Source organism: Paenibacillus sp. J22P143 (assembly GCF_059692035.1).
The window spans coordinates 56534-72981 of sequence record NZ_JCAUAQ010000012.1; the positions used below are offsets into that span (position 1 = coordinate 56534).

Genomic DNA, 16448 nt, shown 5'->3' on the forward strand with positions numbered 1-16448 from the left:
CGCATGGCTAGCGCACAAAAATTGTGCGCAAGAGAAGAGCCCGGCCGATTGTCGCATGCTAGCGCACAAAAATTGTGCGCAAGAGAAGAGCCCGGCCGTTTGTCGCACGCTAGCGCACAAAAATTGTGCGCAAGAGAAGAGCCCGGCCGTTTGTCGCATGGCTAGCGCACAAAAATTGTGCGCAAGAGAAGAGCTGGGCCGTCAGCAGCACGGCTAGCGCACAAAAATTGTGCGCAAGAGAAGAGCCCGGCCGATTGTCGCACGGCTAGCGCACAAAAATTGTGCGCAAGAGTAGTGGCGTTGGCGAAAATAATGGTCTAATGAGGCGATACCGTGGTAATAAGTGCTAATGACTTAACTCGGAGGGGGAGGCTGCAACTTAACGCGGTCGCCATCTGTGAATGGCCTCGAAAGAGGTTTTCTCAACTCATTCATCTCGGCTTAACTACTCATTTTCTTCTTCACCGGTATCCAAATCTCACTCCGGAACGTAGGCGAAGTCGTATCCTTATCCGCATTCCACAGCATTTCTGGACCTGCGATTTGTTCATAGCTAGAGGAAGGGAACCACTCGGAGTAGATGCGTCCCCAGATATTTTGCAATGTTTCAGGAAAAGGTCCGACGGATTCGAAAACCGCCCACGTTGAGGCAGGCACGTCGAGCTGTGTTAGATTTGCGGGACACGGGTTCGTGGTGGCAACGCCAATATAGTGATCAAGCTCCCCTTTTTCCTCCATACGGCCTTCTGAGAAGTTGGTGGATGCGCTAAGCAGTCCAAGTGGCTCCATGTTGGAGAGTTGCTTCAATGTGGTGATGAGATCCATAGTTAAACTTTGCCACATCGCGGCAATTTCGGGATTAACGCCATTAAAAACAATCCGAACTCTTTTGTGGATACCGACAATATGAAAAGCTTCTTTCTCCTCAATGCGATAAATCATTTCATTTCCCCCTTGAATCGTGATTTGGAAGGTCATAGGTGGATAGGCTTTTAAGGATTGCCCATTGTGTCTGGCCTCTGACGGTGTAACCCCATGCAAACTCTGAAATGACCTTGTAAACGAATCGGGTGAGTTATACCCATATTTGATCGCCAAATCAATGACCTTCACATTACTATCCCTAAGTTCAAAAGCGGCAAGACTTAGACGCCTGCGGCGAATATACTCCGATAGTGGAATGCCAGCAAGAAAGGAAAACATTCTTTTAAAATGAAATTCCGAGCATAAGGCCAGTCGCGCTACTTCTTTCGTGTCAATCGTACTAGTTAGGTTTTCTTCAATGTACTTGATTGCACCATTCATGTTTTTAAGCAAATCCATAATTCTGACCTCCTATATTCATAGAATAGCAGGCATGGAAAAGGAGTGCCCGACATTTCGTGCACAAGTTTGCAGGACTTTCCGAGGGGACGGAAATAGTATGCTGCTAGGCAAAGATTACAGGGGAATGGGGATCGGCAAGAAGCTAGTTGAAAGCTTGACCACCTCAGATGAATATAAAGATCTTGTGGGCTTGTTGGGGACAAAAGATGCGCATGAGCTGTACAAGCAGTTTGATTTTGAGCACGATACGGAGCGATTTATGCGAAGAATGCCTGATTATATAAGGAATATCTAAGGTTTATGCTAAAATAAGGTAGATCGCACTATTAGAATAATGAGGGATTCCATGTATCGAATCATGATGATTGAGGACGATGAGAAAATTAGACGGATTGTCGCGGATACGTTGAAAAAGTGGCAATATGATGTGGTGGAAGTCACGCAATTTGACCAGGTTCTCAAGGAATTTCAGCAGTCAGATCCGCATCCGCATCTCATCCTATTGGATATTAATCTTCCGGTTTTTGATGGATACTACTGGTGTCAGCAAATACGCGCGGTTTCCAAGGTGCCGATCATCTTCTTGTCATCCAGAACTCAGAATATGGATATTATTATGGCGATTAATATGGGCGGGGATGATTTTATCCAGAAGCCATTTGATTTGGATATTCTTGTCGCCAAAATCAGTGCGCTTATCCGCCGGAAATATACGTATCAGGAAGATGAGAGTCTTCGATTCGTCCACCGCGGCTTGAAATTGAATGTCACCAATTCCACAATTGAATATCAAGGACAAGTCACGGAGTTAAGCCGGAATGAATTCATCCTCTTACAGCTAATGATGCGGAATATCGGGAAAATTGTTTCACGCGAGGACGTCATGCAGGCCCTATGGAATGAAGAGCAGTTCGTCGATGACAATACACTGACCGTGAACGTGAACCGGATGCGCAGGAAAATCACTGCGTTGGGACTGGAGGACTTCATTGTCACCCGGAAAGGAATGGGGTATTTGATCGAATGACCTTTCTTCGCTATCTCGCCTATGAAAAGTCCTATATCTATCTCTATCTGGCTGGGTTCCTGATCCCGGCGGCAGTATTTTTTACAGATAGCCATGGTGACTGGGTATGGGGGACATTCTTCTATGCCTTCGTCTTGTCCTCGATTGTGTTACTGGGATTCTTGTTGTTTCGCTACCAGCAATATGTACGTGTAATCCGACAAATGAAAAGTGAGGATTATGAGAGTTTATCGCTGGAAGGAGAACTCGCCCAGCAACACATCGAGGAGCTGAAAAAGCAGCACATCCATGAAATGAATCGGGTTCAGGAGAGGCAGCAAGAGCATTATGATTTTATCGTTTCTTGGTTCCATGAAATCAAAACACCGATTGCGGTTCTTCGCTTACTTCAGCAAACCGATATGGACGCTAACAGTGTAAGGGAGGAGATCGCGAAGATAGAAAATTACGTCGACCAAGCGCTCTATTACGCCAAGCTCGATAGTTTTAACCAGGATTACGCGATTCAAAATTGTGATGTCATCCAGATTTCGAAAGAGATCGTGAAGTCACATTCGAAAACCTTTTTCTCCAAAAAAATTCGTATTGGCCTACAATCAGAAACGCTTGTGATTCAAAGTGATCCGAAATGGCTGCAGTTTATTATCAATCAGTTAGTGACGAATAGTTTGAAATATACCGAACATGGCGGGGAAATTACGATTTCCGCATTCGAAACGCCGCAAGAGAAACAGCTGCTGATTCGGGACAGCGGGATTGGCATTAGCCCCCAAGACCTTCCGCGAATCTTCAATCGCGGGTTTACGGGAGAAACAGGACGATCGCATCCCAAATCGACCGGAATGGGTTTATATTTGGCCCAGCAATTATCGAACAAGCTCGGCCATTATATTACCTGTACGTCTGAAGTTGGCGTATATACGCAATGTATGATTCATTTTCCGAAGGACAATGACCCCTATCTAAACTTACAAAAAACACACGATGAGTAACATTACTCACCGTGTGTTTTTTCGCTGACGATCGTGTAGTAAATAGATATGGATGATACATAAAAGATGACATATGTTAACACGTACAATCCCATGACGGAGAAAATAATCGTCGTTAAGGAAGGTAAATCTTTGATGATTAGGATGACTGTGTAGTATAAAAGATACCAACTGTGTACCAATCCAAGTAATAGTGGCGGCAGAAATACGAACAGCAATTGTTTCCTAATAATCTTCTTGATTTCCTTGTCGCCAATACCAAGTTTTCGTAATATCGCGTAGTGTTTCCGCTCTTCTGTAGCTTCACGCAGCTGTTTAAAGTAAATGACGCTTCCTAAAGCAAACAGGGCAATGCCAGCAAAAAACGCAACAGAGAACAATACTAGTGATGACGACTCCGTATCAATAGCATACATATCGATATAAGCTGAATAATAGGCTCCTTCCGTCTTCGCAACGATATCGTATAGATTTCGTGATATGTTATTGGAGGTTTTCGGATCTTCAATTTGATAAATTTCATAGGAAAATAGGGTGCGATTTTGTTTTAAGCGTTCAAAAGCTTCGTCTGAAACAACGAGTACAGAAGGTTGAGGCTTCGTTTTACCGCTAGGACTCGATGGGATACTTAACAACGGGTATCGTATTCTTTCGACTACACGGAATGTATGGTTTTCTAAAACGGTAATTTCAGGCTGTGGACTCGTATAGGTTGTTGGTTGATCTGATCCTCTTGTTAAAACAATCGCTTCTTCATCTTTTACATCTACTTTTTCACCCACTTCACGTAAATCAACGATCGCATTTAATTGTGACTCGGGGAAAATGTAAAACTCCTCTGTGTAATATTCGGGATAGCTAAGAAACATTTTTCTATTTGGTATTTTTTCTGTTTGAATGCCAGTAATGGTTTCATGAGCAATAATGGGATGTGATTCATTCATCATGTGTTCAATTTGTTTTTGTGTTTCCTTATCTTGCGTCGAGAAGGCAAAATGGTTTGGAAATTCTTTTTTTACAACGTCACCTTTTACCGCGTAATCGACAGCTATAAATCCAACTGCAAAGATGACAATAGCACTAATCAATGAATTAAACGTAAAATTCATTGTATTTCCTCGAATAGAAAAACGAAGGGAGGAAATCCATAACACTTTGTTTCCATGCAAGTAATTTTTACGTTGACTCATTTTTTGCAAAATCCAACCGGAAAACTGGCGGAAAAATAAATACGTTCCGACAATCAATGCCACTGTTGTAGCAATTAATGTTTCTTTAAAATAATCTTTCCAGATGTTTGTATCTCCGGATAGGGTAATTGTGCAGTAGGACGCCGCAATCAAAATGATGGACAAAATCGCCAGAGTCATAGAAAATTTAAGCGGTTTCTCCATTTTTTCTTTGGCATGAAATAGTTCAACTAACTGTACACGACGGACGCTAAAATAACTTTGAATCGTGATAATACCGATTAATAAAGCGAATAACAGAATGGTTGAGACGATTGCTTCAAGTGGAAAAGAAAAAGAAATATTCTCCTTGTAGTGCATCAAGTTCATTAATACTTTACCAAAAAATTTCGATAGCAATCCCCCGATTACGATACCGCCGGATACAGAAATGGTACTTAAAAATACCGTTTCAAAAAAGACCATTGTGGCAATTTGTCTTTCTTTCATCCCGTAAAGTAAGTACATGCCAAATTCTTTTTTTCGCTGCTTCATAAAAAAAGAGTTCGCATACAAAATAAAGAATACAATGAACAAAAAGACGATAATTGCGGCAATAAAAATAATTAGTTTGTAATTTTCCTTATTTTGAATGGCGTTAACGACGTCCTCGTTGAACATTAAACCGGAAAAGGTAAAGTAAATGACAACCCCGACAAGCATGGAAATGAAATATATGGTATACAAACGGAAGTTCCGCTTCATATTCCTCCATGATAAATCAAGCAAACTCATCGTCGGTCCCCTCCAATAGCACTTTGAATCGTCAGGATGCGGTCAAAGAATTCTTTCTCCGATTGTTCGCCTTTAAACATTTCATTCACGATTTTGCCATCACGGAGAAAAATGACACGCCCGCAGTAGCTAGCTGCATACGAATCGTGGGTAATCATCAGAACCGTTGTCTTAAAGGTTTGATTGAGTAATTGAATTTGTTCCAGCAGCTGGGTGGCAGATCGCGAATCAAGCGCACCCGTAGGCTCATCGGCAAACACAATCGCTGGATTCGTAATGATCGCCCGCGCTGCAGCCGTGCGCTGCTTTTGGCCGCCAGAAATTTCAGATGGATACTGATGTATAATCGATTCAATATTTAATGCTTCAATCAATTTCGTTAATCGCTGCTCCATTTCCGCTACAGGTGTTTTTTGCAACGAGAGCGGCAGCAGAATATTTTCTTTCACCGTTAGGGTATCCAACAAGTTGTAATCTTGAAAAAGAAATCCCATTCGCTTTTGGCGGAATTCGCGTAGCTCCTTCTTTTTCAAATCTAACAGCGATTTTCCCTCGATCCAAACCTCCCCGCCATTAAAAGCGTCAATCGTGGAGAGGGTGTTCAATAAGGTCGTTTTGCCAGAGCCGGAAGGCCCCATGATCGCTGTGAATTCCCCTTGTTCAATGGTCATATCAATGTTTCTTAAGACTTGCGTTTTGCCGTATGATTTCGATAAGTTCTTGGTTTGTATACTTGTAGCCATGGTTGCACGCTCCTTCACCACCCAACTATACCTATTAATGTGCTCACTAACCATCGATATATGAACATCTAAAGTGACATTTTTGTCATACTCCACGCATTACAGCAACGCTTAGGCGGCTCCCCTCTTTCCTTTTCCGCCTCCATCTGTAGTAGAATAGAGATACAGCAACAAGAAGGGGAGTCAAAACGTGACGACAAGAAGCTTTAACGATTATGAACTAAGCGAGGATATTACGCGGGCGCTGACGACATTAGGCTATACACAGCCAACGGATGTGCAGCATAAGGTGATTCCAATCGCCATGCAAGGAAGAGATTTAACGGTCAAGTCGCGTACGGGAAGCGGGAAGACGGCGGCGTTCGGCATACCGATCTGTGAGCTCGTGGAATGGGAAGAGAACAGGCCGCAGGCGCTCATCTTAACCCCGACGCGAGAGCTAGCCGATCAAGTGAAACAGGATATGACCAACATCGGGCGGTTTAAGCGAATCAAGGCAGTGGCGCTGTACGGCAAGATGCCATTTGCGAAGCAGAAGCTGGAGCTGCACCAGAAGTGTCATGTGGTCGTCGGTACACCGGGGCGTGTGCTGGATCATATTCAGAAAGGTACGCTGGACGTGGAACGACTGCGGTATCTGGTCATTGATGAAGCGGACGAAATGCTGCGAATGGGCTTCATTGAACAGGTGGGCGCGATTATTGATGAGCTTCCGACGGATCGGATGACGATGCTCTTCTCAGCTACGTTGCCGAAGGATGTCGAGCAGTTGTGCCATCAGTATATGCGGAAGCCGATTGATATTGAAATCGCAACGCCGGAGGCGGCGAAGGTTCAAATCGAGCACTCCCTCATTACGGTACGGGATAACGAGAAGTGGCCCTTGCTGCAGAACGTCCTCGTGATGGAGAATCCGGATAATTGCATCATTTTCTGCCGGACGCAGGAGAATGTGGACAAGCTCTATACGCTGCTGGATCAGTTGGACTTTCCGTGTGATAAAATTCACGGCGGCATGATGCAGGACGATCGCTTCCTGGTTATGAATGCGTTCAAACGTGGCGAGTTCCGGTTCCTGGTGGCTACGGATGTCGCGGCGCGAGGGATCGATGTCGAGGACATCACGCATGTCATCAACTACGATCTCCCGATGGAGAAAGAGAGCTATGTCCACCGGATCGGTCGGACAGGGCGTGCTGGCAAGACGGGCAAGGCGATTACTTTCGTAACGCCGCATGAGGACAAGTTCCTCGCCGATATCGAAGGCTATCTTGGCTTCGAGATTCCGCGGCATGACGCGCCGGACTCGGAAGAGGTTGCCGCGAAGCAGGCGGCCTTCGATCAGAAGATGCAGGCGACGCCTGTCATCAAGCGCGATCGCAGTGACCAATTGAACAAAGGCATCATGAAGCTCTATTTTAACGGGGGCAAAAAGAAAAAGATTCGCGCTGTCGACTTTGTCGGCACCCTCGCCAAGATCGAAGGTGTCTCCTCGGAGGATATCGGGATCATCACGATTCAGGATAATGTGTCGTATGTCGACATTTTGAATGGCAAGGGGCCTCTCGTCCTGAAAATTATGAAGAACACCACCATCAAGGGGAAACTGCTGAAGGTGCATGAAGCGAATAAATAGTGGAATTGGAGAACCAGAAGGCCTTGTGGCTTTCTGGTTTTTTTCGCTTTTCAAATAAGAAACAGCCCGGAAGGTTAAAATATTACTCGAAAGGGTCAATTCTGTGACTTATCCATGAAACGCACACAAGGTAGACTAGAGAAAACACGACATGGGGTGAATTTCATGGCTAACCATATACAATCTCAAGCAAGCAGTATCGCAACAACCAAAGTGAAGCCGAAGCGTTCCAAGCGACAAATTCGAGAGGATTTGGCCGGATATGCGTTCGTTAGTCCCATGATACTCGGCTTATTTGTTTTTACCTTATTTCCAATCATTGCGTCATTCATCTTAAGCTTTACGGACTGGAACTTTGTTGCTGGATTTTCGAAGGTGAAATTCCTTGGGTTGGACAACTTTATAAAGCTGATTCACGATAGCGTATTTCTACTTTCCTTGAAGAACAACATGATTCTGATGGTCGTTGTTCCGTTAACACTCATTATTTCGCTTGTTTTAGCGGTTTTGATTGATAAGCAAGTGTATTTTAAAGGTGTTTTTAAAGTCATTTATTTCATTCCTTATATCTCCAGTGTGGTTGCGGTAGCGATTGTCTTTCAAGTGCTTTTCCACCCAACGTACGGACCCATTAACCAGACGTTAATGGACTGGGGCTTCGCGAATCCGCCTAAGTGGCTAGCAGATCCTGATTATGCGTTGTACTGTGTAATGGGACTTATGGTTTGGATCAACATCGGCTACAACATGATTATCTTCATGGCAGGACTTCAATCCATTCCGAAGGATTTGTATGAAGCTGCTGATATTGACGGAGCATCGAAATGGAGGCAGTTCTACGGCATTACCGTGCCTTTATTGTCACCTACTACATTCTTCTTGCTCGTTTCGGGTATTATCGGAACGTTCAAAGTTTTCGATGTCATTTCCGTACTTACGAATGGCGGTCCTGCCAATTCAACAAGTGTTGTGGTATTCCGTTTATATGAAACAGCCTTCATTAACCTACAATCGGGTTATGCCTCTGCGATGGCGATTGTGCTTGTGATTCTGGTTCTCTTGATTACGTTAATTCAATGGTTTGGCCAACGTAGATGGGTCAACTACTAAGAATGGAGGTTCACACATGGATAAGAATAAAAGTTTGAAAAAGATCATTCTAACGATCGTGATGGCCCTGTTCGGCATCCTGTTCATGACGCCATTCTTTTGGATGATATCTGCATCAATGAAGCCTGAAGCCGACGTGTTCATCTTCCCGATTCAGTGGGTTCCAAAGCATTGGAGCTTGATTGAAAATTATAAAACCGTATGGACGACGTCGAAATTCCCCTTATACTATTGGAATTCGATAAAGGTGACCGTCATCACAACGGCCTTGTCCGTTCTTTTTTCATCCATGGCCGCTTATGCCTTTTCCAAAATCAAGTTCCGAGGTTCGAATGTGCTCTTCATACTCGTTCTCGCGATTTATATGATTCCCAGTCAGGCGATTCTCGTGCCTCAATTCCTTTTACTTCGCGGGATGCACTTGTATGACACACATATGGGAATAATCCTTCTGGGGTCCTTCAGTGTACTCGGTACGTTCATGCTTCGTCAGTTTTATCTGGGCATTCATGACGAATACATGGAATCTGCAAGGATGGATGGCGCAGGACATGCCCGTATTTTCTGGACCATCTGTACACCGCTTGTACGTCCAGCGATTGCAACCTATGCGATCCTGCGTTTCATATGGACATGGAATGATTACCAGAGTCCATTGATTTTCTTAAGAACGAAGAGCTTATTCACACTTCCACTAGGAATTCACTCCTTTGCTGATCTAAATGGCGAGTTCTACTCCTTAATTATGGCGGCATCGGTTTCAGCTATCTTACCATTACTTATCATTTTCATACTTGGTCAGAAGCAGGTTATTGAGGGGATTTCTACGGGGGGCGTTAAAGGGTAATCTTTCGGTCCAACAGCAAGATGTCAAAATAAGAGTGCATGAGGTTAAAATATTGCCTCGTGTGCTCCAAGTAAGTTTGTTACGATTCGTGATGTAAAGGTTTTCAAACAACGAAGCATAATAAAAATATCTTCTTGGAGGGGTTTATATGAAAAAGAGTTTACTCGTATTAAGCGGTGTTCTAGCCATCACTACTGCGCTTGCAGGCTGTGGAAGTAAAAGTGAAGATAAAGCAACTGAAACTGCCGGCAGCACAGCAGCAGCGAAAGCGCCTGTTACGATTAAAGTACAAGGTTGGTACACAGAGGTACAAGGGAACTGGAATGCAACCGTAGAAGCTTACAACAAGACTCACCCGAACGTAAAAGTTGTCTATGAGAGCATGTCCGAGAAGGGCGATTCCCAAGAAGGTATGAAAAAGCTTGATCTACTAGCTGCTTCCGGTGAACAAATGGACGTTGTGATGTACTCCAGTGCATCTGATTTTGCACAACGTGTAGGCGCAGGAATTCTTGAGCCACTAGATGCTTACTTGGCCAAAGATAAGATTGTTGTGAAAGATGAATATAAGCTTGATCCTGTTGTGAATGGTAAATACTATGCGCTTCCTGGTAAAATGGCTGAGTGGTTCGTCCTCTTGAACAAGGACAAATTGGACGCAGCTAAGCTTCCGGTTCCGACAGAGTGGACTTGGAATGACTATGCGGAATATGCGAAGAAATTAACGTCAGGTGATGGCGCAACGAAACAGTATGGCTCCTACTTCCACAACTGGAAAGAATACGCGTTGCTTGGTTTGAACAACAATAGTGATAACCCGTACCTCGTTAAACCCGATGGTACTGAATACATTGATAATCCACAGGTTCGTTTCTCTTTGAATCTACGTAACCAAATGGAAAATATCGATAAAACATCTGTGCCTTACTTCGAAGTGGTTTCGCAAAAAATGGCTTACCGCGATGTGTTCTATGGTGGTAAAACAGCAATGTTAGTAACTGGGAACTGGATGGTAAGCGAGCTTACGCAAAATGCGAAATTCAACACGGTATTTGCACCGTATCCGAAATATGATGCGAAAGACCCGAATGGTTTGACGCTAGGTGGCGCTGACTTCATGGGTGTAGCTGCTAACTCCAAAAACAAACAAGCTGCGTATGACTTCGTGAAATGGTACACAACAGAAGGTATTCAAACACAAGGTCTGTTCTTCTCCGGTTGGAAGAAAGCGGACATTAATGCCAACGTAGAAGCGATTCTAAAAAGCGGTAAACCAGATCAAGTTAAGTTTATCGACAAAACTTCCTTGCTATCTACTTTAAAAGTAAACAAAGCTTCAAAATTGATTGTTCCTCCAACGTACGCATTGCAACAAGAGAAAGAATACTTAACGCAAGTTGAGTTGTTCTTGACTGGTAAGCAAGATCTGGAGAAAACAATCGCAACAGCGAAAACAAAACTTGAAGACATCAGAAAAAGTAACGCGAAGTAATCGGTAACGATTAGGATAGCTTTACTGGTATAATGGGTATAGGAAGCAAGAGGAGGCCACAGGGCCCCTCTTTTTTCCCATTTTATTGGAGAAGGTGGGAAGCGTTAGTGCTGCAATGGTTTCGCTCATTATCACTTCGTAATAAATTAGTACTAACGATTCTAATTTGTCTGGTTCTGCCATCTATCGTTTCGATGAATGTGTCGATTTTGTTCACAAGGGATGCGGTTCGCTCGCAGGTGGAAGACAGCTCGCGGCAGGCGATGCGCATCGCCAATCAGATCGTAACCAGAGAAATGAAGAACATGTTGTATATCATGAATTTCATTCAATTTGATAAGGATCTGAAAGAGCCTATATTGAATTTAAGTCATGTAAATGGAAACACACCAATTGGGGATATTTTCATCAATCAGCAAACGATTGACAATCGGATCGATACAGTGATTAATCCAATTGAAAATTTGAATGTCACGTTATTGCTGCCGAATGGCCAGTATGTGGCCTCCTATACGACGTATGATTTTGATCCGAAATCATTTTTGGCTAAAGAGTGGATGAAAGATGTAAACCAAGTATCTGGTTATAATGTGAAATGGATTGGGGCTGAGCCCAATTATAATAAAGAGTCGACGCAGCCTTATTTATTAACGGCAGCAAAGCCGCTCCGAACCAATGAGGTAACCTATGGCTATGTTATTGTCGGACTTGAGCCCACGGTTCTTCAAGATTTATTTGCCCAATATGGGGATGAGGAATCCATGGTCATCATTGATGAGGATGGACGAATCCTGGTAGATAAAGATACGAGACGAATCGGAAAGCCATTTACCTATTTTGATCAGCTTCCTATGGAGGAAGGTTCTTCATTTGTGAAGGTTGCAGGCGAAGAATATATTATGCAAAGTGATCAAATTACGCCGGAATGGAAGCTCGTGAGCATGACGCCATACAAGGCCGCAGCACAGCAAATCCAATCGTTTCGGAAGACCGATTTTGGGATTCAGCTACTGTTTCTGATTCTGTTCGCAGTCGTGCTCCTTTATGTAGTGAGAACACTGACGAAGCCTATTGCGAAGCTGGTTCAAACCGTAGTCCGGATCGAATCCGGTCAATTGAGTGAACGCTCCAACATTAGTGGTGGAGATGAAGTCGGTCGGCTTGGTTATGTGTTTGACCGTATGATCGATCGCATCGAGCTGACGCTATTCGAGAACAAGCGAGAACAAGAGCTTAAGCGCAAAGCAGAGCTGGCGATGCTGCAAGCGCAGATAAATCCGCATTTTCTTTTTAACGTGCTGAATTCGATTCGGTTGAAAATCATGATGAAGGGCGATGAGGAGAACGCGGAGCTGATCAGCTCATTATCCGCTCTTTTACGAATGACCATCAACCGCAACAACGCGTATATATCGCTGCATGAAGAGATTGGCATTAACGAACATTATGTGCGTCTTCTAAATTCACGGCACGGTGATCAGGTTATCCTGCGGGTATCCGCGGCGTCGGACACCCTTCTGATCCAAATTCCACGCTTCCTTCTGCAGCCGCTCATAGAGAATGCGTATATTCATGGCCTTAAAAGTAAAGCAGGTGAAATAACCATCGCATCCCGAATTGCGGAGGATGGCAGGCTGCAAGTGGAGATCAATGATTCCGGTGTAGGCATGACACCAGAGCGTTTGTTGGAGCTTCGTGATCACTTGGAGGTCACTCCAACGGTGACTGTAGAGGAAGAGACAACCAGTCCTTCCTTATCGGGGATTGGTTTACATAATGTGTTTGAACGACTTCGCATGATTTACGGACATCGATTCGATTACGACATTGAAAGTAGTCTGGGACAAGGAACTCAGATTATTCTGCGCTTTCCGCAGCAACCCGAGAAGGAGGTGTGACTATGTACACCGTCATGATTGTAGATGATGATATCCCGGTTCTTGAATTTCTGAAAACGACAATAAAATGGGAAGAGCTCGGCTATCAATTGACTGGCGTTTATGCCAATCCGTTAGACGCCTTAAAGGCAGGACAGCAAACCAAAACAGATGTACTGATCAGTGATATTGGAATGCCAGAGATCAACGGGCTAGAGCTGATCAAGTCCCTCCGCGAAGGGGATCCGAACGTGAAGGCTGTGATTCTCTCCTGTCACGACGAATTCCACTACGCGCAGGCGGCGGTTAAGCTGTCGGTGAGTGAATACATTTTGAAGGAAACGATGAATGTCAGTAATATTACCGAGGTGCTGACTCGGCTCAAAGAACAGTTGGATGCGGAGGACCGGCAGCAGTCGAAGAGCCGCAAGCTAGAGAAAGAGGTCTCTCAGCAGCGCGGAGCGTCCAAGCGCCAATTTATCCGCAGCACGGTGAATGAGCCCTTATTCAATTCTGCGGAGTGGAGTGCGAAAGCGGGGGACTTCGGGATCCAGCTGAATAAGCATGCCGTACTGCCTGTATTCGGCTATGCCAATCGGGTGAAAGAAGCGAATAGCCGGTTTCAATCGACGGATTTGTTCGAATATACGATTCAGAATATCGTGGAAGAGCTGCTGATGGATCAAAAGGAAGTTACCTTATTCACCTACGATACAGGAGAAATCGTGCTGTTATTCCCGCATTTCTCTGAGCTGCATGTGAACAACAGCCAGAAGATGGAGCAGACGCTGCGACAGCTTCAGACTTGCCTGCAAAAGTACGCGAAAATTTCATTCTCGTTCATCACTGGAACGCCGGTAAAGGATGTTCGAGCCTTGAAGGATCAATTAATTCGTATGGTGGAGGCCCGAGCGTTGCGTTTCTACTTGCCTGAATCTTCGATCTCCAAGCTAGAGCGTTTGCAGGAGGGATTCGGAGATGGCGGGGAGCTGCTGGCTCAGTACGCACAAGCGTTGGATGAGTTCCGTAATGTGGTTTTCGATGAGCGTATGGAAGGGATTGAGTCGTTCGTCTCGAAATGGGCCGATTTCATTCAATATAATCGGTTCCGTCCCTTGGAGGTCAAGGATTGGCTGCTCAAAATGATCCTCGACGTGCGAATGCGCCTCAAGTCGCTGCAGCACTATCAATCGACGTTCTCCTCAGAGCTGCTGCACCATGATGTGCACGAGCTGTCCTCCATCCGTGAAATGGAGCTGTGGCTCAAGGATTATTTGCAGCAGGCGATCCAGTGGGCGGGACAAGTGTATAGAGAGTCGCATAATCGTGAAATCCTGGAGTGCCAACGGTTCGTGTACAACCATCTCGATTCGAAAATATCACTCGAAGATGCCGCGGTACATCTGCACCTGCATCCGAGCTACTTGAGCCGCTTGTTCAAGCGGGAAACCGGCGAGAATTTCATCGAGTACGTGACGCGGATGAAGATGGAGAAAGCGAAGGAGCTTCTCGAGATTACGGATAAAAGCGTGGAACAAATCTCCGACATGCTCGGCTACGAGAACAAGAACTACTTCGGCAAGTTGTTCAAGGCGCACACGGGCTTCGTGCCGAATGTGTATCGGGGGCAGACGAAGGGGAATTAGGGAGATCGGGTCGGTAGAGGCGCGAGAGTCCTGGGAAGTGCGAAAGCCTGCAGAGATGCAGGCTTTTTTCTATGTCTGACCAAATTTACATAAAAAGGATATGGCTCGAAGTTCGCGAATACATACGTAATTCAGGAATATACGAAGTTCGTAAAGACGTTAGTTGAAACTCCAAGGGAAAGGAAGAAAAAGATGGTAAAGATTAAATTAAAAGACCTCGTCTATAAAATAGTGGTCAACTCATTTTTGAAAGATAAAAAATATTCTGAAGAGGAACTAAACAACATTTTTAATTATATTTACGAAAAAGTAGATATCATTGGTGAACATAATGAAATTCTAAGAAATTTTTTAAATATAGATAAGAATTGTTATTACTTTAGAGACAGAGAGACACCTCTTACTGGAGAAGAAGTTATTCATGGAGACTATTTAATATTTGATTACATCGGTCATAACGAAGAAATGTGCATTCAGGAATATAATACAATAGAAGAAATTGAGGATAGTATTATTGGCGGCGGAGGTGTAACTAACACATTTACAACCTTTCAATTAGCAATAATACAGGGTGAAGTTAAGGCATATAGCATACTTTTTACTAACAAGTCCGATGGGAAGAAGTATAAATTTATTAAAGGTTATCATGATGAATTGCCTGTATGGCCCAAGAAAAACCCATTTGAAATAACGAATGTAAGGATAACTTGGATAGATTAATCGAAGATGTCAGGAGCATCGCATAACAACGCATTCCGCAGCGGAGCCTGACGGCTCCTTGGTCTGCCCGAAGGATTTCAAGGAAGCGATTCAGGCAGACAACCCTGTGAGGCTAAGTTTGCGACCCAGTCGCTGACGCTCCTTTAAGCCTCTCGGGTTCGTAAACACAACAATGTTAGCTGAAACTTCTGCAATAAATAAATAAGGAGTGATTCTTTTGATCATTTTTTGTTGTGATCCTATAAATGAAAAAAAGGTAGATATTGATTATGAAAATGAGTTTTTAAGTGCAAAAAAATTAGGTTTTCCAGTTGCTTTAATTTCATTAGAAAATTTGTTTGCAGAAAATGTAAGTGAAGCAATAAAAAGAGTTAGTCCCTCAAACAATACAGAATCTGCAATTTATCGAGGATGGATGATGAAACCTCACTTCTATGAATTACTTTATAATGGTCTGTTTGAGAGGAATATAAAGTTGATTAATACTCCTGAAGAATACCTTGCATGTCACTATTTCCCGCATTCATATGAGATATTAAAGGACTATACGCTTCCAATATAACTCATGCACAAACCGTAATTCAAAACTTCATAAATAGACAAGGGGAAGAATTAAGTGGTGGGATTGTATTTAGAGAATTTGTTCCATTAAAGAAAATAGCCATTCATCCGAAAAGTGGAATGCCATTGGCAAAGGAATATCGTTTGTTTTTCTTAAACCATAAGCTATTGCACATTTTTGAATATTGGGATGAAGCAATTTATGATACGAATGATATACCAAACCTAGATGAGTATGTTGAATTAGCAATAGGAATTAAGAGTACCTTTTTCACGATGGATATAGCTAAAACAGAAAATAATAAGTGGTGTGTAATTGAAGTAGGAGACGGTCAAGTTTCAGGATTACCAGATAAAGTAGACTTAGAAGTATTTTATAAGGCAATTAAAGATTTTTAGGGTTAATTTGAATAAGGCTGAAGCATCAGCTAACTTCGTATTCTCGCTGCGGGCTCGGTTCGTGATAACGACATATAACCTACTACAAAAGTAGGTTAATCGGAGGGA

At 43.7% G+C, this 16448-nt stretch carries 15 protein-coding genes; 12 read left to right on the forward strand and 3 right to left on the reverse strand.

Annotated features, from left to right (window positions below; translation table 11 throughout):
- Positions 1 to 441: 441 nt before the first annotated feature.
- Complete coding sequence (locus tag AC58PQ_RS17450) at positions 442 to 1323, reverse strand: AraC family transcriptional regulator (protein WP_497243633.1); 882 nt, start codon at positions 1321 to 1323, stop codon at positions 442 to 444.
- A gap of 100 nt (positions 1324 to 1423) precedes the next feature.
- Here AC58PQ_RS17450 and AC58PQ_RS17455 point away from each other — a divergent pair, with 100 nt between their 5' ends.
- The 3 genes from AC58PQ_RS17455 to AC58PQ_RS17465 are packed head-to-tail and all read left to right on the forward strand — an operon-like array spanning position 1424 to position 3345.
- Positions 1424 to 1621 (forward strand): GNAT family N-acetyltransferase, encoded by a 198-nt coding sequence (locus AC58PQ_RS17455; protein WP_497243635.1) that lies wholly within the window; start codon positions 1424 to 1426, stop codon positions 1619 to 1621.
- 51 nt (positions 1622 to 1672) lie between these two features.
- On the forward strand, positions 1673 to 2353 hold the full coding sequence (locus AC58PQ_RS17460; RefSeq protein ID WP_497243637.1) for a response regulator transcription factor: 681 nt from the start codon (positions 1673 to 1675) through the stop codon (positions 2351 to 2353).
- On the forward strand, positions 2350 to 3345 hold the full coding sequence (locus AC58PQ_RS17465) for a sensor histidine kinase (protein ID WP_497243639.1): 996 nt from the start codon (positions 2350 to 2352) through the stop codon (positions 3343 to 3345). Before AC58PQ_RS17460 ends, AC58PQ_RS17465 begins: the two co-directional genes overlap by 4 nt.
- Positions 3346 to 3347: 2 nt before the next feature.
- On the opposite strand, the gene AC58PQ_RS17470 is transcribed toward AC58PQ_RS17465, so the two are convergent.
- Together AC58PQ_RS17470 and AC58PQ_RS17475 are read right to left on the reverse strand one after the other, a co-directional pair.
- Positions 3348 to 5309 (reverse strand): FtsX-like permease family protein, encoded by a 1962-nt coding sequence (locus AC58PQ_RS17470; protein WP_497243641.1) that lies wholly within the window; start codon positions 5307 to 5309, stop codon positions 3348 to 3350.
- Entirely contained in the window at positions 5306 to 6052 is a 747-nt protein-coding gene (locus AC58PQ_RS17475; RefSeq protein WP_497243643.1) for an ABC transporter ATP-binding protein, read from the reverse strand. The genes AC58PQ_RS17470 and AC58PQ_RS17475 overlap by 4 nt, the downstream gene beginning before the upstream one ends.
- 190 nt (positions 6053 to 6242) lie before the next feature.
- Between AC58PQ_RS17475 and AC58PQ_RS17480 the strand changes: the two genes are divergently transcribed.
- The 9 genes from AC58PQ_RS17480 (at position 6243) to AC58PQ_RS17520 (ending at position 16340) form a co-directional block, all read left to right on the forward strand.
- Positions 6243 to 7688: a DEAD/DEAH box helicase gene (locus tag AC58PQ_RS17480; RefSeq protein ID WP_497243645.1), complete on the forward strand. Its 1446-nt coding sequence runs from the start codon at positions 6243 to 6245 to the stop codon at positions 7686 to 7688.
- 165 nt (positions 7689 to 7853) lie between these two features.
- Complete coding sequence (locus tag AC58PQ_RS17485; protein ID WP_497243647.1) at positions 7854 to 8798, forward strand: carbohydrate ABC transporter permease; 945 nt, start codon at positions 7854 to 7856, stop codon at positions 8796 to 8798.
- Between the two features lie 16 nt (positions 8799 to 8814).
- Positions 8815 to 9645 carry a carbohydrate ABC transporter permease gene (locus AC58PQ_RS17490; protein ID WP_497243649.1) on the forward strand — a complete coding sequence of 277 codons (831 nt, stop codon included), beginning with the start codon at positions 8815 to 8817 and terminating at the stop codon, positions 9643 to 9645.
- Between the two features lie 148 nt (positions 9646 to 9793).
- On the forward strand, positions 9794 to 11137 hold the full coding sequence (locus AC58PQ_RS17495; protein WP_497243651.1) for an ABC transporter substrate-binding protein: 1344 nt from the start codon (positions 9794 to 9796) through the stop codon (positions 11135 to 11137).
- A gap of 107 nt (positions 11138 to 11244) precedes the next feature.
- Positions 11245 to 13035, forward strand: a complete 1791-nt coding sequence (locus AC58PQ_RS17500; RefSeq protein ID WP_497243653.1) for a sensor histidine kinase — start codon at positions 11245 to 11247, stop codon at positions 13033 to 13035.
- 2 nt (positions 13036 to 13037) lie between these two features.
- Positions 13038 to 14660 carry a response regulator transcription factor gene (locus tag AC58PQ_RS17505; RefSeq protein ID WP_497243655.1) on the forward strand — a complete coding sequence of 541 codons (1623 nt, stop codon included), beginning with the start codon at positions 13038 to 13040 and terminating at the stop codon, positions 14658 to 14660.
- A gap of 192 nt (positions 14661 to 14852) precedes the next feature.
- On the forward strand, positions 14853 to 15380 hold the full coding sequence (locus AC58PQ_RS17510; RefSeq protein WP_497243657.1) for a hypothetical protein: 528 nt from the start codon (positions 14853 to 14855) through the stop codon (positions 15378 to 15380).
- 217 nt (positions 15381 to 15597) lie between these two features.
- Entirely contained in the window at positions 15598 to 15942 is a 345-nt protein-coding gene (locus AC58PQ_RS17515) for a hypothetical protein (protein WP_497243659.1), read from the forward strand.
- A 29-nt stretch (positions 15943 to 15971) separates the two neighbouring features.
- Positions 15972 to 16340 carry an ATP-grasp domain-containing protein gene (locus tag AC58PQ_RS17520; protein WP_497243807.1) on the forward strand — a complete coding sequence of 123 codons (369 nt, stop codon included), beginning with the start codon at positions 15972 to 15974 and terminating at the stop codon, positions 16338 to 16340.
- The last annotated feature ends 108 nt before the right edge of the window (positions 16341 to 16448 follow it).